Origin of the sequence: Paraburkholderia suaedae (assembly GCF_040812055.1) — a bacterium.
Taxonomy (GTDB): domain Bacteria; phylum Pseudomonadota; class Gammaproteobacteria; order Burkholderiales; family Burkholderiaceae; genus Paraburkholderia.
This window is the reverse complement of record NZ_JBFOAH010000047.1, coordinates 14,487-33,167: the sequence shown is the minus strand read 5'-3', so window position 1 is coordinate 33,167 and position 18,681 is coordinate 14,487. Positions and strand designations below refer to the sequence as shown.

Sequence of the window (18,681 nt, the reverse complement as noted above, 5' to 3'; positions counted from 1 at the left end):
CAGTGAATCAGCTTGCGGATCATGTCGCACTTACGCTGACGCCCGTGCCGCCGGTCAAGGAGTTCCGCGTTGCCGTGATCATGAAGTACTTCGGCGAGAAGGTGAGCCCGCAGGAAACAGCGAAGCACCTGGGGATTCCGAAGAACGCAGCCGAGCGTCACATAACGGCTATCCGTAAATGCATCCGTGAGTTGGAGAAGAACGGGATGACGGCATTCAGCGAACGGCTCGATGAGATCGGTATGTTAGTGAGCAATGCTTGACGTGCGGGAAACACCCGCATAAACTGCGTTTTCATATACCGTACCAATGGTGCGAACACGAAGCCCGCAAGCGAAAGCAAGCGGGCTTTTTGCATTGGAGTTGCCATGTTTAATGTCGAGGACGCACCTGATGCCGTCAGCATCCTGCTGATGTGCTGCGCCAGATCGGCTTGGCTTCTCTCATTGGCGCTCGACAGTGCGGCCGAATATTTCTCCGTGGGCATCGACGCCTGATGCCGGGACGCCCAATGCGTCCGTGCAAGCATCGCGGATGCGCGGCACTTGTTCCTGGCGGTTCAAGCTATTGCGCCTCACATGCGAGCGAGGCAACCAACTGGAAGGCAGATCGGGAGCGGGGCAATCGCCACCAGCGTGGATACGGTACGGCCTGGGACAAACTCCGCAAGCAGATCCTGCAGCGCGACGCTGGCCTGTGCCAGCCCTGCCTGCGCGCGGGTCGCATCGCGCGCGGCACGCATGTTGACCACGTCGCAGCCAAGGCGCGCGGCGGCTCTGATGACCACTCGAACCTGCAGACGATCTGCATCGATTGCCACAAGGCGAAGACCGCGAAGGAGCGACGCAAAAGCGCTGTGGCCGGTCGGCCCGCCCAAGGGTCGTGACAGGGTCGCGGCGTGCGCTGGAGGGCCGTGCGGCGCTGCGTGGTGGGAAATGTTTGCAAGGGTAGGGGGTAGGCGATCCCTGTGGTCGATCGGCTTTAGGACCGCGTGTTTGGTTTGATTTTTACGACCGCGAAAAATGAAAATCGGGTTTGCGGCCTCGGGGCGGTCGCAACGCGTAATAGTTACAACGCCAGACTGGCGAAAAACGATTGCAAACGGAGAAGAAAATGGCCGGTGTCAAAGGTCGCTCCGGGCGCCGCGCCAAGCCGACGGCCATAAAGGAACTGGCCGGCAACCCGGGCAAGCGGGCGTTAAACAAAGACGAGCCGGACTTTGGTCTCGCGACCAATATTGAATGCCCCGTCTGGATCAGAGGCCACGCGGCCGAGATGTGGGACCGGGTCGCGCCAGCACTGTGTGCCAACAAAATCATGCAGGTCACGGATCTGCATAACCTCGAAGCGTTTTGCATGGCGTATTCCCGATTGCGGCTCGCGGAAGATGACATCGGGCGAAACGGAATCGTGGTTGCCGGCGCGCAGGGCGGCCCGATGAAGAATCCCGCTGCGACCGTAGCGAACGAGGCGGTCCGGCAAATGGCGACGCTCGGCTCACTGCTCGGCCTTGACCCATCCAGCCGTCAGAGCATGACCGGCGGCAAGAAAAAAGACAGCGGCAATCCTTTTGCCGCATTGCTCGGCGGCTAGACCTGATGGCGACAACGATTTCGCGGGTGGAGCGAGGGCTCCAGTTCGCGCGTGATGTCGTGCGCGGAAAGAAGCCAGCCGGTCGCCTCGTGCTGCTCGCATGTCAGCGGCACCTCGACGACATCGCGGCGAGCCGGAAGAAAGAATTCAGGTGGAAATTCGATGCAGCGGCGGCGGAACGCAAGATCGCGCTGATCGAGCTGATGCCGCACGTGAAGGGCGAGTGGGGTTTCAAGCGCCAGCTCGTGACGCTCGAGCCGTGGCAGATATTCGGCCTGATGGTCACTTTCGGGTGGCTGAACAAGCGCACCGGCAAGCGCCGGTTTCGTGAAAGCTATTGGGAAGTGCCCCGCAAGAACGGTAAATCGGTCATCGCGGCCGGCGTCGGCCTCGGCATGTTCCTGATGGATGACGAGTTTGGCGCGGAGGTCTACGCCGGTGCGACCACCGAGAAGCAGGCGTGGGAGGTTTTCCGGCCCGCGCGTCTGATGGTGAAGCGCTCGCCGTTGCTGATTGACGCAGCCGGCATCGAAGTGAACGCATCGAACCTGAACAAGCCTGCCGACGGCAGTCGCTTCGAGCCGCTCATCGGCAACCCGGGCGACGGTTCATCGCCGTCCTGCGCGATTGTCGACGAGTATCACGAGCATGACAGTTCGGCGCTCTACGAGACCATGCTGACCGGTATGGGCGCACGGCGGCAACCGCTGATGTTCATCATCACGACAGCCGGCGCGAACATCGAAGGGCCGTGCTACGACAAGCGGCGTCAGGTCATCGAAATGCTGGAAGGCACGGTACCCGATGATGAGCTTTTCGGCTGGGTCTGGACGATCGACGAGGGCGACGAGTGGACAGACCCTCGCGTGCTCGCGAAGGCCAACCCAAACATCGGGATTTCGGTCTATCAGGACTATCTGGAGAGCCAGCAGAAGCGCGCGATCAACTCTGCGCGCTTCACGAACACGTTCAAGACCAAGCATCTGAACGTGTGGACATCGGCAAAAGCCGGCTATTTCAACCTGGAAGACTGGCGCAGCTGCGAGGATCTGACGCTTACCCTCGAGCAGTTCGAGGGGCAGGACTGCATTCTTGCGCTCGACCTCGCGCGCAAGCTCGACCTGAACAGCATGGCGCGGCTCTTCTGGCGCGACATCGACGGCCGGCGCCATTACTACAGCGTCGCCCCCCGTTTCTGGGTTCCGGAAGACACGGTGAAGAACACCGAGAACCGCCGGATGGCAGAGCGGTACCAGAAGTGGGTGAATCAGGGGTGCCTGCTCGAAACGGCGGGCGCCGAGATCGATTATCGGGACATCCAGCACGAGGCGACCGAGGCGAACCGGGTTTGCCCGGTGCAGTGCGTCCCGATGGACCCGCACGGCGCAACGAACCTGGCGCATCACCTCGAGGACGAGGGGTTGACGCCGGTCACCATCGTTCAGAACTACACGAACATGTCCGATCCGATGAAGGAACTTGAGGCCGCGGTTACGTCAGGCCGGTTCCATCACGACGGGAACCCGATCATGACGTGGTGCGTGAGCAACGTGGTCGGCAAAAACCTGCCGGGCAACGACGATGTCGTGCGCCCGATCAAGCAGGGCAACGACAACAAGATTGATGGTGCGGTAGCACTGATCATGGCGATCGGACGAGCGATGCTGTCGGAGCTCAATGCCGGCTCAATTTATGACCAGGGGGTGGGAATTTGAATTTCATCGGTATCTCGGCCTGGATTGTCGGCATGCTCGGCTTCGCCCTGCTGGTGGCGGGCGTGGCGATGGTCAGCGTACCCGCCGGACTGATCGTCGCGGGCGTATTGCTGCTGTGCTGGGCCTATCTGGCTGACCGTGCGGCAGCGCGCATCGCGCTCACCGCGCCGCAAGAGAAGTAAGTCATGTTCTTCAGCAAGCAGCTTCTATCGAGCCTCGCGATAACCCAGATGGGCTCGTCCGGCTGGGTGTCCGCACTGATGGGCAGTGCCCGTTCTGATGCCGGGCAGGTCGTCACCGCCGCTTCTGCGCTCTCGTTGACGGTGCTGCAAAACTGCGTCTCCCTGCTGGCCGAAAGCATCGCGCAACTGCCAATCGAGATCTATGAGCGCTCAGGCGAGGACAGGGTACCTGCTGTCGACCATCCGTTGTACGCGATCCTCAAGTACCAGCCTAATCCGTGGCAGACCCCATTCGAGTATCAGGAGCAGTCGCAGATCGCCGTCGGCTTGAGGGGAAACAGCTACAGCTTTGTTGACCGCGATGCGTCGGGCGTTGTCCAGGGGCTTTATCCGCTGGACAGCGAGGCTGTGACGGTCATGAAGGGCTCTGACCTGATGCCCGTGTATCGGGTGTATGGGTCGGATCCCATGCCGCAACGCCTGGTGCATCACGTGCGCTGGATGTCGATCAACGGTTACACCGGGCTCTCGCCGATCATGTTGCACGCGAATGCCATCGGTCATGCGCAGGCCATCCAGCAGTACGCCGGGAAGTCGTTCATGAACGGGACAGCCCTGTCCGGCGTGATCGAGCGGCCCGGGACGCCAATCAAGGACCAGGCGTCGATCGACAAGATTACGGATGCGTGGGCGGCCAAGTTTGGCGGGTCAGGGAACGCGAAGAAAGTGGCGTTCCTGCAGGAAGGGATGACGTTCAAGCCTTTGTCGATGACCAACGTGGACGCCGCCCTGATCGAGGCGCTGCGGCTGTCGAGCATCGACATCGCGCGGATCTACAAGATTCCGGCTCATATGGTCAATGAGCTGGAGCGGGCAACGTTCAGCAACATCGAACACCAGGAAATCCAGTTCGTCATCTACACGTTGCTGCCGTGGATCAAGCGCCACGAGCAGGCGAAGACGCGGGATCTGCTGCTGCCGTCGGAGCGCAAGCAGTATTTCATTGAGTACAACGTCGCCGGCTTGCTGCGCGGTGACCAGGCATCGCGCTATGCGGCCTACGCAGTAGGGCGGCAGTGGGGCTGGCTGTCGATCAATGACATCCGCCGTCTCGAAAACATGCCGCCGGTCAAGGGTGGCGACGTGTATCTGAGTCCTCTCAACATGGTGGACGCGTCAAAGCCGATTCCGGTGCCCACTGCTGGGAGCGGGCCGACCAAAGTCGCAGTCGAAGACATTCAAAGGATCCTTTCGTGAAACCTCACCTCAGACTCGCGAGCCTGATCTTTAACCAGCCGCAACTGGTCAGCGACCAGATGATGTCGCTGGCCGTGCAATGGGCCAATCAGGCGCTGCACCTGAACATCGTCAACCTGTCCGTGCACGGCGCCGAGCCGAAGATCATGGAGGACGACGACTACGCCGGGGGCGCGCAGATGGCGACCGCAGCAGACCGGCGTCGAGCCGTGGTCGCGGATACGGGTCTCGACATCATTCCCGTATCGGGCATCCTCGTGTCGCGCTCGGCGCACATGAATCCGTGTGAACCGATGACCAGCTACGAAGGCCTGCGCTCTTCAGTGAACCAGGCGGCCGCAGATCCCGCGGTCGAGCACATCATCCTTGACATTGACAGCAACGGTGGCAGCGCGACCGGCGCATTTGAGCTCGCTAACGACATCCGCGCGGCCGCGCAGATCAAGCCCATCACCGCGATCGTCAACTTTTCCGCTTTTTCGGGCGGCTATCTCATCGCGGCCGCCGCCTCGAACGTCATCGTGAGCCAGACGTCGGGCGTGGGCTCAATCGGCGTGATCGCGAATCACCTTGACGTCTCGAGGCGCGACGAGCAGCAGGGGGTCAAGGTCACGTCGGTCTATGCCGGCGACCACAAGAACGACCTGACGCCGCACGAGGCGCTCAGTGACCAGTCGCTGCAGTTCCTCACTGGCATGGTCCAGAACAGCTACCAGCAGTTCGTCGATGCGATCGCGAACTTCCGCGGCCTGAGCACGCAGGCGGTCAGGGACACCCAGGCGGGCATCTTCTTTGGCAGGCAGGGCGTCGACGCGGGGCTTGCCGATAGCGTCGAGACACCGCAGGCGGCAGTCAACCGCATCGCGTCTGAAGTCCGTGCATCGCGGGCGGATCGCCAGTCCAAGACGGCGTCCCGCCGAAGCGTGGCCGCCCAGGCTGCAGCGATGAACATGCGGACCACCTACTGACCCACCGATTCGTACTTGAGCGCGTTCGCGTCTCAGTCGAGTACCGCCGCCTTCGGGCGGCATTTTTATTGGAGATCACCTTGAACATCAATGAACTTCGCCGCGAACGCGCCCATATCAACCAGCAGGTCCAGGCGCTTGCCGCTATCGAGGCCGGCGGTGCCGCGCTATCGGCCGAGCAGCACACCGAATTCACGAATCTGAGCGCGAAATTTACCGACATCACGGCCCAGATCGAGCGTGCCGAGGCCGCCGAGCGCATGGCTGCCGCTGCTGCTGTCGCTGTGGATCCGACGCCGGCCGCCATCGCGGCGCCCGCTGCCCCGGGCATTCCGGCGCAACCGAAGACGCCGGAGGTGAAGGGCGCGAAGATGGCTCGCATGGTCCGTGCGCTGGCTGCCGCGCGCGGCGACGCGCAACTGGCCTCAAAGCTCGCCATCGAGCGCGGTTTTGGCGAGGAAGTCGCCATGTCGTTGAACACGCTCACGTCGAGCGCGGGCGGCATTCTGGTGCCGGCTAACCTGTCGAGCGAGGTGATCGAGCTGTTGCGCCCGAAATCCGTGGTGCGCAAGCTCGGCGCCCGCACTTTGCCGATCTCGAACGGCAACGTCACCATTCCGCGCCTCAAAGGTGGCGCGGTTGTTGGTTATATCGGGGCAGACACCGATATGCCCGCGACGGAACAGCAGTTCGATGATCTGCAACTGACGGCGAAGAAGCTCGCTGCGTTGGTGCCGATCGCGAACGACCTGCTCAAATATGCCGGCGTGAACCCGAACGTCGATCAGATCGTGATTGCCGACCTCACCGCATCGATCGGTGCGCGCGAGGACAAGGCGTTCATCCGCGACGACGGCACGGCCAACACGCCGAAGGGGCTGCGCTTCTGGGCGCTGGCCGGCAACCTCATCCCGGCAAGCGATGGTTTGACGCTGCAGAAGGTCGAGACTGACCTGAACAAGGCCATTCTTGCGCTCGAAAACGCGGATGCCAATCTGACGACCCCGGGCTGGATCATGGCCCCGCGCGTTTTCCGCTACCTGTCGGGGATGCGCGACGGAAACGGCAACAAGGTCTATCCGGAACTCGACAGCAGCATGCTCAAGGGCTACCCGGTCGGCAAGACGACGCAGGTGCCGATCAATCTGGGCGTCGGCACCAATGAGTCGGAAATCTATTTTACCGACTTCGGCGATATGTTCATCGGCGAGGAAGAGACGCTCGAGATCGACTACAGCAAGGAGGCGACCTACAAGGACGGCGGTGGCAATGTGGTGAGCGCATTCCAGCGCGACCAGACGCTTATCCGCGTGATCGCGAAAAACGACTTTGGCCCGCGGCACGTCGAGTCGATTGCTGTGCTGACTGGCGTGACCTGGGGCGCGTAAGCAATCAATCGTGATCATCTGGCCCGCGCTGTTTCAGGCGGGTCGTTCGTCGGAGAAAAAGCATGAAACTGGTCAGGATCAAGCGCCACCATCGGGAGTACACGCCCGGCGACATCACCGGATTTGGCGAGGCGCACGCCCAACGGCTGATCGACGCGGGCATCGCTGAGGAGCACGTTCCGGAGGCCACAGAGGTCAAAGAAGCCAATGAGCCGAAAGCGGCGGCCAGGGGCGACGCGTCGAAGTCGGCTGCCGCCAAGGGGTAACCGGAATGGCCGCTGTTCTCGTTGAGTACCTGGACGCCGCGGAGCCACTCAGCTTCGAAGATGTCGCGGCGCAAGCCCGGATCGACGGCGAAGATGAACGCGATTTCGTCGTGTCGGTCGTGATACCCGGGGCCCGGCAGGCGGCCGAAACGAAGACCGGCGCCGCCATCCGAAAGGCGCGATACACGGAGCGGCTTCCGGCATTCCCCGCTGGTGATTTCCCATTGTCGATCGGTCAGGTCACCGCCGTTGACAGTGTCACGTGGCGCTCAGCATCGGGCGGCACCGTGGTGCTTGATCCATCGCTGTATGAAGTCATCCAGCAGGGGCGCGAAACACGCCTGGCGCCCATCGGCACAGCCCCCTGGCCGAAGGCGTCGGCGGTCGTGATCACGTATCAGGCGGGCGCGGATCTCGCCAAATTCCCGAGTGTTCGTTCATGGATGCTGCTTGCGGCTGGATGGGCCTACGACCAGCGTGAGCTGTTCGCGCTCGCGCAGGGGCGGCAGGCGATTGAGGAAATGCCGTCCGGGTTCGCGGACGCTCTTCTTGCTCCCATTACCGTTCCGCCGAGGTTCTGAATGAAAGCGGGCACCCTCAATCGCAGGATCGTGATCGAACAGCCGGGCGCCACCAGGAACCGGACCGGGGGACTGGCGGGTCAGACGTGGGTCGCAGTCGCGACTGTCTGGGCTGGTGTTCGCCACCTCTCCGGCGTCGAAAAGGATGCGACCGGAAAGTACGGCGGCATTGTGTCGGTCGCCCGTACGGAGTTCACGATCCGTCCGCGCACGGACATCGACGGGACGATGCGAGTGTCTTTCAAAGGCAAGTATTACGGCATCGTCCACATAAACGATGTGCTCGACGCCCACGACCGAATGGTTATCACCTGCGACAGCGGCGCAAAGGATGGAGCGTGATGGCGAATCCCAACAGCATTGCCGGGCTGAGTGCGCTCAGCTCGAAGATCGCATCCCTGAAAGACGATATTCAGAAAAAGGTCGCGTTCTCTGCATGTCTCGCTGGTGCGAATGTGATCAAGCGGGAGGCGATAGCGATCGCTTCGTCGAAGGGATTAAGGCTCACCGGCGCGCTGATCAACAACATTGCGGTCAAGCGTGAGAGCAATCCGCCGCCGGGCGTTGGGCAATACAACCTCGGTGTGCGGCACGGCCGGGCGCTCGGAAGCAAGGCGAAGGTCGAATACTCGGTGCGCGCGGACGGCAGTATCCGCAAGGCCTATGTCGATGACCCGTTTTACTGGTGGTACCTGGAATTCGGTACGAAGGCGCACGACCAGGCGGCACCGAAGGTACGCAAGCTGGCTTTCGAGTCCGACGGCAAACAGGTGTTCGCGATGAAGGTGCGCAACCCTGGCATTCAGCCGATGGCGTTCATCGGCCCCGCCTTCGAGCGCAAGTCCGACGAGGCGCTTGCCGCTATGGAAGCGCGGGTCACGAAATTCATTACGGACGGCGCCGCATGAATGTCAAGGAAGAAGTCTTCGCAACGCTCAGTGCGATTCTGCCGAACACGTATAACGTCGAGCTGCCTGAGAACCCGACGTGGCCATCGATCGTTTATTCGTTGCATACCGAGGAAGAGGCCGACTGGGTACTTGGCGGAGGCTATGACCTGCATACCGTCACGGTTGCGATCCTCGGCCGAGACACCGACGCCAACGCTGTACTGCGTGATCAGATCGTCGCCGCGTTCGAGCAGATGGATGACTTCATCATCATCGAGTCGGAGGGTGACAGCCAGTTCGAGGGGGACGCAGCGGTGTATGCGTACCTGATCATTCCAAAGTTGCGCACCCGTCGTTTCTGACCACTCAGCCCGCTCACGCGGGCTTCTTTATTTTAGAGGACGCTCATGTCTAAGCTGACACGCAAGACCCTGATTCTGGCGGTGATCGAGACCGTCATCGGCACGGATGCAGTCCCGACCGCAGCGTTGAACGCGATTCTCGCGCGCAACTGCACCTACACGCCGACCGCGGAGTTTGCCAGCCGCGATGTCATGCGCCCGTACCTCGGCAATAGCGAGCAGTTGCCCACCGCGATCCACGGCCAGCTCGATTTTGAGACCGAGCTCGCCGGATCTGGTGCCGCAGGCACTGCGCCGGCGTGGGGCGCGCTAATGCAGGCGTGCGGGTTCTCCGAGACCATCACCGCAGCCACCGACGTGAAGTACGCGCCGATCTCCGATGCGCTGCCGACGGTCACCCTGTACTACTACCTCGACGGGCTCTTTCACAAAATGACGTCCGGCCGCGGCACGGTCGCCATCGACATGACCGCCAAGAGTATCCCGGTGCTCAAGTTCAAGTTCACGGGGCTGTATAGCGACGTGGTCGATCAGGCAATGCCGGCGGGCGTGGATTACACGCACTTCCAGAAGCCGCTCGTCGTCAACAAGGCGAACACCCCGAACTGGTCTTTCCAGGGCGCAAGTTCGCCGCTGCAGGCGCTGTCGATCGATGTGGCCAACACGGTTAACTATCTCAACCTCATCAAGCAGGAGTCGGTGGACATTACCGATCGCAAGCCGACCGGCAGCGCGACGCTTCAGCTCGGCTCGGTCGCGGAAAAGGATTGGTGGGCAGCGGTGCGCGACGCCGTCACGGGCCCGCTCACGATCACGCACGGCAAGACCGCCGGCAACATCATCCAGATCGATGGTCCCGCGGTGCAGGCGACGAACCCGGCGTACAGCGACCAGAACGGCACCGCCATGCTGGGCCTGAACCTGACGTTCGTGCCGGTGACCGGCAACGACGAAATCGTCATCACCGTCAAGTAAATCAGCGCGGCGCGGCCCCGCGCCGCATCCATACGCAGTGTTCACGCCCGCCCGGCGGGCTGCTCCCAGGACAGAAGGAATTTCACGCATGGCATTCAAGCTCGCTCAATCGGAAACCTATCAGCAGAAGATCGAAGTCCAGCTTGTCGGAGAAAACGGCAAGGTGGAAAAGCATGACTTCAAGGTCACTTTCAGGCGCTGCTCGAATGACAGGCTGGAAGATCTGCGCGGCAAGACCGGCAAGGAAGTGCTGCAGGAAGTCATCACCGGCTGGTCGGGCGTGACCGATGACGACGGCGCGGCGATCGCATTCAACGAAGAGAACTTCGATGCTCTGCTCCAGATTCCCGCCGCGTCGTTCGCGCTGGTCAAGGGCTTCTGGGAAAGCATCGTGGTGGCCCGCGAAAAAAACTGATCGAGGTGGCGCGTCATTGGGCAGGGGACAAGCCCGATGACTTCGCTGCCGATGAATTAGTGGTCGCCGCGCTCGAGGCGGCGGGTGCGCCGCGCGAGGCAATCGATGCGGCGCGCGCGCAGTCTTCGACTGAGCATTGCTATGTGTGGCGCGATAACTGGGAGGTCTTCGAGACCTTCGTCGCGCTGTCGGGTCAATGGCGGTATCTGGCGGGCCCGATGGGGCCACCTCAGACGCTTGGTCTCGATTACATGCGCGTGGAATCGTCACTGCGTCTGATGGGCTTCGGTTCGAAAAAGCGCGTCAAGCTGTTCCCCTGGCTTCGGCTGATGGAGGGCGAAGCGCTCGACGTCATTCGTGCGCGCGAAGAAGCGCAGCAATCCGCCTCATAGTTGTCCAACGCCCGCCGCACGCGGGCTTTTTTACATCTCACGCCTATGCCCTCTCTCGGTTCCCTTATCGCCAAGGTCTCGCTCGACTATGCTGAGTTCGAGATGGGCGCCGATCGCAGCAGCCAGGCGGCGCTCAAGATGGGCAACGACATCGAGCGCGCGGTCACGCGGGCGATGGGTTCCTACAAGAAAAGCGTCGGCGACATGTCGGCGGCAAATGACGATCTCGGCGCATCAATGGCGCGCGCGTCGGCCGGCGCAGCGGCGCTCGCCGAGTCGGAAGACCAGGCGACCGCCCGCATCAAGGATATGGTCGCGCGGTCACTGGAAGCCCAGCAAGGGTTACAGCAGGTAGCGTCCGCATCGCAGAGTGCCGCCGACAGCATGGGCGCGCTCGGTGCATCCGCTGATCAGGTCCGCGCGAACGTGGCAGCCCAGACGCAGGCGATGATCGATACCCAGCGCGCGACGGTCCTGATGAACGATGAGATGCAGGCGCTGCGCACGACCATGGCGCAGGGCAATGCGACATTCGCCACGCTCGGCGACCAGTATTCCCGGCTCGATCGCGCGATGGCGACCGGCAAGCTCTCGATGCAGGAATATGATGCGGCGCTCGCGGCGCTCGGGAAAGACGAGGACAAGCGTGTGCAGGCGCTCAATGCGCTCACCGCCAAATACGATCCGCTTGGCGCGGCGACGCGCAAGCTCGCTGCGGATCAGGCGCTGCTCGACGATGCTTACAAGTCGGGTCAGGTGACGACCGATCAGTATCAGCAGGCGCTCGGCGGAATCAAGGCCGATCAGGCGGTGGTCGAACTGCGGCGTCTGGCAGACCAGCAAGCCCAACTCGAGCGGGCGTTCAGGTCCGGATCGGTTTCGTCCGCAGACTATAAGAAAGCGCTTGCCGACATCGGCACGAATCGGACCGCCCTGAGCGAAATCGCGGGCGCGGCCGAAACCGCTGGCGCCGGGATGAGTCATTTCGGTCTCGGCACGGCCGGTGCGCGCACCGAAATCCTGCGCCTCGCCAATGACCTCGCCAACGGCAATTTCGGTCGGTTCGATCAAAGCGCGATGGTGCTCGCCGAGCGCATGGATCTGCTGGGGGCCCTCACGTCGGGCACCGCCGTGGCCATCGCGGCCATTGCTGCACCTATTGTTGCGGCAGGTGCCGCCATGGTGATGGTCACGCGTCAGAACGATGCGATGAACGATGCTCTGGTGCTGACTGGAAACTATGCCGGCACCACGGTGGACGGACTGCGTTCGATGGCGCAGGCGGCTACTGCTGGTGGGGCGACCTTCAACACTGCGGCCGATGCCGTGACGCAACTGGCCGCGACCGGCAGGCTGACCGGCGAAGAGATCTCGAATCTCGGGCGGACCACGGCCGACGTAGCGACCTACACCAGCATGTCGGTCAAGCAGATGGTCGACGAGTTCACGAAGCTTGCGGAAGATCCAGTTAAGGCGTCCGTCAAGCTGAATGACACGTACCACTACCTGACTGCCTCGACCTACGATCAGATCGATGCCCTCGTGAAGCAGGGCGACGCGACCGGCGCCGCGCAGGTCGCAGTTGAAGCATTCTCGTCGTCAATGGACGCTCGCACGCAGGAAATCGCGCGGAATGAGGGCGTCATTCTCTCTGGCTGGCGCGAAATCAAGAACATGATTAATGGCGCCATCGAGGCGGTCGGCAAGTTCGGGTCCGAGGCGAGTCCTGCGCAGACCATGCAGTTTTGGCAATCAGCCAAGCAGCGCGCGAATGCAGGCATTGGCGCATCGTGGACTCCGGATGATGAGGCGGAGCTGCAAAAGGCCGTTGCCGCCTATCAGGCCGCCGTGAAAACGGCAGAGGACAAGGCGCGAGCTGACCGCCAGCAGCAACAGCTCATCGATGCCAGGCACGCATATGACACCTGGAATCAGCAGTTCGCCACGCCGGCAGAAAAGCGCGCGAAGGAGGTTCAGAGCTACCTCGATACCATTGCGACGCCGCTCGGCCTCAGTCTTGATCAGCAGCTTGCCGACGAGCAGAAGATCAACGACAAGAACAAAGACAAGAAGACGGGTTCGTCGCGCAGCGCTGGGCTGGTTGACAAGACCCAATTGCAGGGCGAAGTGCAGGCGATCAAGGACTCGCTCGATCAGGAGCTTTCATACGTCAAGAGCGCACAGACGCAGCTCGATGCGCTGTACAAGAGCGGCGGAATCAGCGAGAACGCCTATTACACGCAGTCGCGCGACAACATCGTGAAGGCGGCGTCAGATCGGGCGAAAGCGTTTGACGACGAGGCGGCCGTGCTCGCCAAGGGGCTGACCAACCACAAGCTCAACGCGGCACAGCATGCGGCGCTACAGAAGCAGATCGATGATCTGCACGCGAAGTCAGCGGCGGCGATTGAGAGCGGGATGCTCGGTATCGCTGACTCAGCGGCCAAAGAGCAGGAGGCCTTGGACAAGGTCAATAAAGACTTCCTTGATTCAATCGATAAGCAGATCACCGCTGCCGCCAAGCAAGATCAGACGCTGCAAGACCAGATCGATACGTTCGGCATGACGAAAACCGCGCTCGACCAGCTAAATGTCGCGCGCGCCGACGAGGCAGTCGCCACGATGGAGGCGGATCGTGCCGAGCGGCTTCGGAATGACGACATGGCCGATACGACGGTTATCGACGCCAGAATCAACAAAGAAAAGGAGCTTGCCGCAACTCTGCGCGGTGTAGCCAGCGATCAGGCGACGCTGGACGACAAGAACCAGGTCAAGAAGCAGCAGGACGATCTCATTAAAACGTGGCAGGGCACGATCGACGGCATCGGCACGGACTTCCATAACGGCTTCCTGCAAATGCTTGGCGACGGTAAGAAGGGTTGGGCGAGCTTCACGGATTCGCTGAAGAACACGTTCGAGACAACGGTCGTGAACGAGCTGTACAAGGAGTTTGCGAAGCCGATGGTAATCAGTGTGATTGCGCAGATCGCTGGCATTGCTGGCGGCAGCGATCTTCAGGCCCAGATTCTGCAAAACAACGGCATGGCGGGATCGGCGAACCAACTTAATGGCATCTCGAATGCCTATGGCGCGATCACGAAGGGCTATGGGATGCTTCAGGGCTATCTTGGCCTGGGCGAAACGGCTTCAATGACCTCTGGCGCGGCGTCGGCGATCGGGGGCACCCTTGCCGGCGGGTTTGGCAGCAGCGGTCTTGGCGCGGAAATCGGCGGCGAGGTGGCATCGTCTACGGCAGGTATTGCCGCCGCAGAAGGAGTTGGGGCCAGTGGCGCATCGACCTTCGGCGCAGGCTCGGCCTTGACCACTGCCGCGTCAGCAACTCGCGCTATCCCGGTCATCGGCTGGATCTTGGCAGGCATGGCGTTGGACTCGAAGCTGATGGGCCAGGGATGGAACCCCGACAATGGCTCGATGAGCGGCGCCGGAAAAGTGCTCGGCTCGGCAACCATGGCCTCGTACGATCTGGCGAAGGCGATCGGCATTCCGTCGGGTATCGCAAATATTCTGACCGGCGCGTCGACCTTTTCACGCCTGTTCGGGCGGCAAGACCCGAAGGTAGACAGCGCGGGCGTCGACGGCATGATCACGGTCGCTAACGGTTTCCAGGGGCAGGACTACACGGATTGGACCGCGAAGGGCGGCTTCTTCCGGAGCGATGCACATGGCACTGTCAATACGCCTGCGACCCAGGACCAACTCGACCTGATCAACGGCACTGTCGTGGGCACCGTTGCGGTCATTAATCAGCTTTCCGGTGCCATCGGCGGCATTGATGGCCTGCAGGGCAAGTTGTCGGCGTTTAATTACAGCATCCGCAACGACTGGCGCGATCAGACGAACGTCACGAAGTCGCTAACGGACCTTTCCAATGGCCTTGTCGACGCAATCATTCCGCTTGAACAGTACCAGCGGACTGGCGAGTCGCTGACACAAACCGCCGTTCGCCTGACTGGTATTTTCACATCGACGAACACACTGGCCGACTTGCTCGGCAAGACGATGACGCAGGCGTTCGGCGCGGTCGGAATCGCGGGCGCGCAGGTGCGCCTCGATCTCGTCGCGGCGGCCGGCGGCATTGACAACTTCAATTCGGAGGTGTCGGCTTACGTCAAGGCGTACTACAGCAACGCCGAGCAGCTTTCGCAGGCGCAAGCCCAGATGACGCAGACTTTCGCGTCGATCGGGCTGGCACTGCCGAAATCGAAGGATGCATTCCGCGATGTTGTTTCGTCACTCGATCTGACGACGTCGGCAGGGCAGAACACGTTTGCTGCTCTCATGGCGCTGGCACCGGCATTCGACCAGTACACGCAGGCCATGCAGCAGGCGGCCGACGCACAGCAGGCGCTATGGGATCAGTACTTCGGCGCGCTGTACACGCCCGCCCAGCAACTGGCAAAAAATACGACCTTGCTGCAGCAGAAGTTTGATGCGCTGGGCGTTGCGATGCCGAAGACGAATGCAGATTTTCAGGCGCTGGTCGAGCACATGGACACGTCGTCGAAGCCGGCGAAGGATCTGCAAAACGCATTGCTTGCGCTTGCACCGTCCTTCGCGCAGGTAACGTCGGCTGCGGACCAGGCCACGCAGGCGGCGCAACAGGCGGCGGCACAGAACCTGCAAACGGCGCTGGGCGATGTGCAGACTGCCTACGACACTCAGTCGAAGGCGATTCAGGCGAACATCGACTCGATCAACCAGTTCATCAGTTCGCTGACGAGCCTTAAACAGTCGTTGTCGCTCGGGACGTTGTCGACGCTCTCGCCGCAGGACAAATACCTCGCCGAAAAACAGTTGTTCGAAACGACGTCGGCGAGCGCGGCCGCTGGTGATGCAACAGCGCAAGGCAATCTGCCGCAGGTTGCGCAGGACTTCCTGACCGCATCGCAGGCATACAACGCAAGTTCGCAAGCGTATGTGGATGACTACAACGAGGTGCAGCAGGCGCTCAGCGCGAACATCGCGGTGGCGCAGCAGCAGCTGAGCGCAGCACAACAGCAGCTCAACGCGACGAATCAGATGGTGCAGGGGATCTTGAACCTGAACCAGACGACGCAATCGCTCGCTGATGCGCTGAAGGCGTACTTCGCGGCCGGCGGCACTGCCGGCTCGAATCTGAACGCAGCGCAGGTGCAGGCGACGGCCGTCAATGGCCTGATCCCGTACAGCGCTGCAAATCCGAATGGCCCGATGGGCGGATACAGCGTCGGCGACTGGCAGAACTCAGCTGGATGGCTGACCCCGGCTGACCTGATGGCGATCGCAGATCAGGCTCGCGCCCAAAGCGCTGCAATTAACGGGTCACACGCCGGCGGTCTGGATAGCGTGCCGTTCGACGGATACCGCGCCGAGCTCCATAAGGGCGAGGCGGTGGTGACGTCGGCGAACAACCAGAGGTTGTCGAAGATGCTGAATGTCGACTGGTCGCAGTACGGTCGCGGCAACAGCGATGCGCTCGTCAAGGCATTGAACGACAAGATCGGGCGACTGGAAAGCACGATGGCGACCATTGCGGCCGCGCAAATGCAGCAGAGCCAGCAGCAGCACGCCGAGAACCGCGTGGACATGAGTAAGCAGACGCGGCACATGCAGACCGCTGCAGATGCTATTCAGCAGACCGCAGTTCACACCGGGAAAATCGCCCAGAAACGATGACCATGCCTACTGATGTGACTGCCTACCGGCTTGCGTGGACCGGGCCGACGGGCCCGGGTCCAACCGGTCTTTCACAAGTTTTCTAGGGCATGGGCAGCGGATGCGAAAAAGCCTGCCGCGTGGGCTCCGATGTCGGAGGCCCGTGCGCGGTCACGCAGAACTTTCACTATTTCGCCGGAAAGGCGGACGTATTCCGGGCTGCTCCCGTAGTGATCGCGGAAGAACTGAGCGGCGCGGTATGCGTCTGCAACAACCTCCAGATCTGTTTTTTTCATTCTCGTAACCAAAAAGGATAGTGAACAATGCCCCGAACGCTGATCACCAAGGCCCAGCTCATAGAGGCTGCGGGCCTACGTCGCCCGAGGGAAAGTCGTGCGCGTCTTTGACGAAAATGCGGCCGGGGATCTATTGCCGGTCGAATTCGATCGGCAGGAGGAGAGTAGCGCATTTCAACTGCGCCGCGCTTCATCGGGCCCGGTGCGCGCGGAAGTGGTGATCGGGGATTGATGGTGAGGCGATGACTATAGCGATCGATGTCACCGGTTATCGGATTTCGGACGGCACATTGGAGACTCTTCGTTTCTCTGACGATGGGTTCATGACGCTGCCGTCCGACACGCCGGCAAACGCGTATTACGAGCCGCGCCTGAGTGCCCCTCCGCACTTTGCGCGGTCCCTTTTTAACACAGCGCAGGCGAGCTTCGGCGCGTCGCAAAACACGCCCGGCGAAATCGTGCTGGAAAACAGCGATGGGGGGATCGACTACCTGCTGACCGACTACGCATTCGACGGGCGACCGTTCACGATGCGCGTCGGCTCGCTCGGCACGCCGTTCGCGCAATGGACCGTCACGGCATCGGGCACGCTCAGCGACGTGAAGGTGAGCAACACGACGGCGCTCAGCCTTGTCGTCAACGATCGCCTGCAAAAGCTCGCTCTCACGCAGCAGCGCCCGACATACGGCGGCACGAATGTGCTGCCGAACGGCATCGATGGAACGGCCAACGACCTCGCGGGCCAGTACAAGCCGCGCGTCTATGGCTCGGTACTGAATATCGCGCCGAAGTGCGTGAATACGTCGCTGCTCATTTATCAGGCTTCGGATCAAGCGAACGCCGTTATTACAGCCGTTTCGGTGGTATACGACAACGGCGTGGTTCTCACGCGGGACGCCGACTATGCGAGCCTCGCTGACTTGCAGGCGACTGCGCCAGCTGCGGGCCACTATAGGTGCTTTCAAGGCTATTTCCGGCTCGGCAGCAGTCCCAACTCACAGGTGACATGCGACGCCTCGACGCCATCGCTGACAAGCGCGGCCAGCATCATGCAGCAGATTGCGCTCGACAGCGGATTCACTGCGGCCGACATCAGCGCGGCTGACGTGGCGGCGCTCAATGCGCTGAACTCCGCACCCTGCGGTGTGTGGGCAGATGGGCAGACGACAGCGCAAAGCCTGATGGATTTCGTCGCAGGCAGCATCGGCGCGTACTACTCGTTCGACCGGCTCGGCATCTTGCGAATGGGGCGGCTTACTGCGCCGAGCGGGTCGCCTGCCATCACCTTTGATGACGTGGTGCTCGAGCAGATCAACGTGCAGGAGGCGGGCATCCCCGTCTATCAGGTCACGATCGACTACGCGAAGAACTACACCGTTCAGAACCAGCCGGCCGGTAGCGTCACCGTGGACCGGCGCGCGTGGCTCGCGCAGCAGTTCCGCACCCAGATTGCAACGAACGCCGCGATTCAAACCGCGTGGCCGTCAGCGACAACGCAGGTGTATGACACCGGTCTCATTAACGCATCCGATGGTTTGGCGGAAGCAGTGCGGCGGCTCGCGCTGCTGGGACGCCGGCTGCTGATGAAGGTCGACATCGACCTCTCGCAACTCGGCACGCTCGATCTCGGCAGCGTGGTCGCGTTCACGTATCCACGCTACGGCCTGCCGTCGAAGCTGATGGTGGTTGTCGGCGTGGACGCGGGCGCCGACACGCACCTTGCAACTCTCACGCTATGGGGATGAC

20 protein-coding genes are annotated in these 18,681 nt (G+C 61.7%); 19 read left to right on the top strand and 1 reads right to left on the bottom strand.

Annotated features, from left to right (window positions below; genetic code table 11):
- From ABQJ48_RS35090 to ABQJ48_RS35000, 18 genes are all read left to right on the top strand, one after another.
- A partial coding sequence (locus ABQJ48_RS35090) for an RNA polymerase sigma factor (RefSeq protein WP_367842504.1) occupies window positions 1-263 on the top strand: 263 nt, incomplete at its 5' end.
- Between the two features lie 105 nt (window positions 264-368).
- Entirely contained in the window at window positions 369-497 is a 129-nt protein-coding gene (locus ABQJ48_RS35085; RefSeq protein WP_367842503.1) for a hypothetical protein, read from the top strand.
- Window positions 497-886, top strand: a complete 390-nt coding sequence (locus ABQJ48_RS37965) for an HNH endonuclease (protein ID WP_473094235.1) — start codon at window positions 497-499, stop codon at window positions 884-886. The genes ABQJ48_RS35085 and ABQJ48_RS37965 overlap by 1 nt, the downstream gene beginning before the upstream one ends.
- 227 nt (window positions 887-1,113) lie before the next feature.
- Window positions 1,114-1,593: a phage terminase small subunit P27 family gene (locus ABQJ48_RS35070; RefSeq protein WP_367842502.1), complete on the top strand. Its 480-nt coding sequence runs from the start codon at window positions 1,114-1,116 to the stop codon at window positions 1,591-1,593.
- A 5-nt stretch (window positions 1,594-1,598) separates the two neighbouring features.
- The gene (locus ABQJ48_RS35065) at window positions 1,599-3,308 is read left to right on the top strand and encodes a terminase large subunit (RefSeq protein WP_367842501.1); all 1,710 of its coding nucleotides are present in this window, start codon (window positions 1,599-1,601) and stop codon (window positions 3,306-3,308) included.
- On the top strand, window positions 3,305-3,490 hold the full coding sequence (locus ABQJ48_RS35060) for a hypothetical protein (RefSeq protein ID WP_367842500.1): 186 nt from the start codon (window positions 3,305-3,307) through the stop codon (window positions 3,488-3,490). Before ABQJ48_RS35065 ends, ABQJ48_RS35060 begins: the two co-directional genes overlap by 4 nt.
- Window positions 3,491-3,493: 3 nt before the next feature.
- A complete protein-coding gene (locus ABQJ48_RS35055) occupies window positions 3,494-4,747 on the top strand; it encodes a phage portal protein (RefSeq protein ID WP_367842499.1) in 1,254 nt (417 codons plus the stop codon).
- Window positions 4,744-5,715: a S49 family peptidase gene (locus ABQJ48_RS35050; RefSeq protein WP_367842498.1), complete on the top strand. Its 972-nt coding sequence runs from the start codon at window positions 4,744-4,746 to the stop codon at window positions 5,713-5,715. Before ABQJ48_RS35055 ends, ABQJ48_RS35050 begins: the two co-directional genes overlap by 4 nt.
- 80 nt (window positions 5,716-5,795) lie before the next feature.
- A complete protein-coding gene (locus ABQJ48_RS35045; protein WP_367842497.1) occupies window positions 5,796-7,103 on the top strand; it encodes a phage major capsid protein in 1,308 nt (435 codons plus the stop codon).
- A gap of 62 nt (window positions 7,104-7,165) precedes the next feature.
- A complete protein-coding gene (locus ABQJ48_RS35040; RefSeq protein ID WP_367842496.1) occupies window positions 7,166-7,369 on the top strand; it encodes a hypothetical protein in 204 nt (67 codons plus the stop codon).
- Between the two features lie 5 nt (window positions 7,370-7,374).
- Entirely contained in the window at window positions 7,375-7,950 is a 576-nt protein-coding gene (locus tag ABQJ48_RS35035; protein WP_367842495.1) for a head-tail connector protein, read from the top strand.
- Window positions 7,951-8,292, top strand: coding sequence for a phage head closure protein (locus tag ABQJ48_RS35030; protein WP_367842494.1), 342 nt, complete (start codon window positions 7,951-7,953; stop codon window positions 8,290-8,292).
- Complete coding sequence (locus ABQJ48_RS35025) at window positions 8,292-8,858, top strand: hypothetical protein (RefSeq protein ID WP_367842493.1); 567 nt, start codon at window positions 8,292-8,294, stop codon at window positions 8,856-8,858. The genes ABQJ48_RS35030 and ABQJ48_RS35025 overlap by 1 nt, the downstream gene beginning before the upstream one ends.
- Entirely contained in the window at window positions 8,855-9,202 is a 348-nt protein-coding gene (locus tag ABQJ48_RS35020) for a hypothetical protein (RefSeq protein ID WP_367842492.1), read from the top strand. The genes ABQJ48_RS35025 and ABQJ48_RS35020 overlap by 4 nt, the downstream gene beginning before the upstream one ends.
- Before the next feature lie 45 nt (window positions 9,203-9,247).
- Window positions 9,248-10,177, top strand: a complete 930-nt coding sequence (locus ABQJ48_RS35015; RefSeq protein WP_367842491.1) for a phage tail tube protein — start codon at window positions 9,248-9,250, stop codon at window positions 10,175-10,177.
- Window positions 10,178-10,265: 88 nt separating this feature from the next.
- Entirely contained in the window at window positions 10,266-10,592 is a 327-nt protein-coding gene (locus ABQJ48_RS35010; protein WP_367842110.1) for a phage tail assembly chaperone, read from the top strand.
- Between the two features lie 5 nt (window positions 10,593-10,597).
- Window positions 10,598-10,984, top strand: a complete 387-nt coding sequence (locus tag ABQJ48_RS35005; RefSeq protein ID WP_367842490.1) for a DUF1799 domain-containing protein — start codon at window positions 10,598-10,600, stop codon at window positions 10,982-10,984.
- A gap of 45 nt (window positions 10,985-11,029) precedes the next feature.
- Entirely contained in the window at window positions 11,030-16,660 is a 5,631-nt protein-coding gene (locus ABQJ48_RS35000) for a phage tail length tape measure family protein (RefSeq protein ID WP_367842489.1), read from the top strand.
- A 71-nt stretch (window positions 16,661-16,731) separates the two neighbouring features.
- Here ABQJ48_RS35000 and ABQJ48_RS34995 read toward each other — a convergent pair whose 3' ends face one another.
- Window positions 16,732-16,935, bottom strand: a complete 204-nt coding sequence (locus tag ABQJ48_RS34995; RefSeq protein ID WP_367842488.1) for a hypothetical protein — start codon at window positions 16,933-16,935, stop codon at window positions 16,732-16,734.
- A gap of 242 nt (window positions 16,936-17,177) precedes the next feature.
- On the opposite strand from ABQJ48_RS34995, the gene ABQJ48_RS34990 reads away from it, so the two are divergent.
- A complete protein-coding gene (locus tag ABQJ48_RS34990; RefSeq protein ID WP_367842487.1) occupies window positions 17,178-18,680 on the top strand; it encodes a hypothetical protein in 1,503 nt (500 codons plus the stop codon).
- Window position 18,681: the final 1 nt, after the last annotated feature.

What these genes read in the sequence shown, in the direction of transcription:
- ABQJ48_RS35035 (WP_367842495.1), top strand. Translation starts at nt 7,375, where the DNA reads ATGGCCGCTGTTCTCGTTGAGTACCTGGACGCCGCGGAGCCACTCAGC.
- ABQJ48_RS34990 (WP_367842487.1), top strand. Translation starts at nt 17,178, where the DNA reads ATGACTATAGCGATCGATGTCACCGGTTATCGGATTTCGGACGGCACA.
- ABQJ48_RS37965 (WP_473094235.1), top strand. Translation starts at nt 497, where the DNA reads ATGCCGGGACGCCCAATGCGTCCGTGCAAGCATCGCGGATGCGCGGCA.
- ABQJ48_RS35040 (WP_367842496.1), top strand. Translation starts at nt 7,166, where the DNA reads ATGAAACTGGTCAGGATCAAGCGCCACCATCGGGAGTACACGCCCGGC.
- ABQJ48_RS35085 (WP_367842503.1), top strand. Translation starts at nt 369, where the DNA reads ATGTTTAATGTCGAGGACGCACCTGATGCCGTCAGCATCCTGCTGATG.
- ABQJ48_RS35010 (WP_367842110.1), top strand. Translation starts at nt 10,266, where the DNA reads ATGGCATTCAAGCTCGCTCAATCGGAAACCTATCAGCAGAAGATCGAA.
- ABQJ48_RS35000 (WP_367842489.1), top strand. Translation starts at nt 11,030, where the DNA reads ATGCCCTCTCTCGGTTCCCTTATCGCCAAGGTCTCGCTCGACTATGCT.
- ABQJ48_RS35065 (WP_367842501.1), top strand. Translation starts at nt 1,599, where the DNA reads ATGGCGACAACGATTTCGCGGGTGGAGCGAGGGCTCCAGTTCGCGCGT.
- ABQJ48_RS34995 (WP_367842488.1), bottom strand. Translation starts at nt 16,935, where the DNA reads ATGAAAAAAACAGATCTGGAGGTTGTTGCAGACGCATACCGCGCCGCT.
- ABQJ48_RS35015 (WP_367842491.1), top strand. Translation starts at nt 9,248, where the DNA reads ATGTCTAAGCTGACACGCAAGACCCTGATTCTGGCGGTGATCGAGACC.
- ABQJ48_RS35055 (WP_367842499.1), top strand. Translation starts at nt 3,494, where the DNA reads ATGTTCTTCAGCAAGCAGCTTCTATCGAGCCTCGCGATAACCCAGATG.
- ABQJ48_RS35025 (WP_367842493.1), top strand. Translation starts at nt 8,292, where the DNA reads ATGGCGAATCCCAACAGCATTGCCGGGCTGAGTGCGCTCAGCTCGAAG.
- ABQJ48_RS35020 (WP_367842492.1), top strand. Translation starts at nt 8,855, where the DNA reads ATGAATGTCAAGGAAGAAGTCTTCGCAACGCTCAGTGCGATTCTGCCG.
- ABQJ48_RS35070 (WP_367842502.1), top strand. Translation starts at nt 1,114, where the DNA reads ATGGCCGGTGTCAAAGGTCGCTCCGGGCGCCGCGCCAAGCCGACGGCC.
- ABQJ48_RS35030 (WP_367842494.1), top strand. Translation starts at nt 7,951, where the DNA reads ATGAAAGCGGGCACCCTCAATCGCAGGATCGTGATCGAACAGCCGGGC.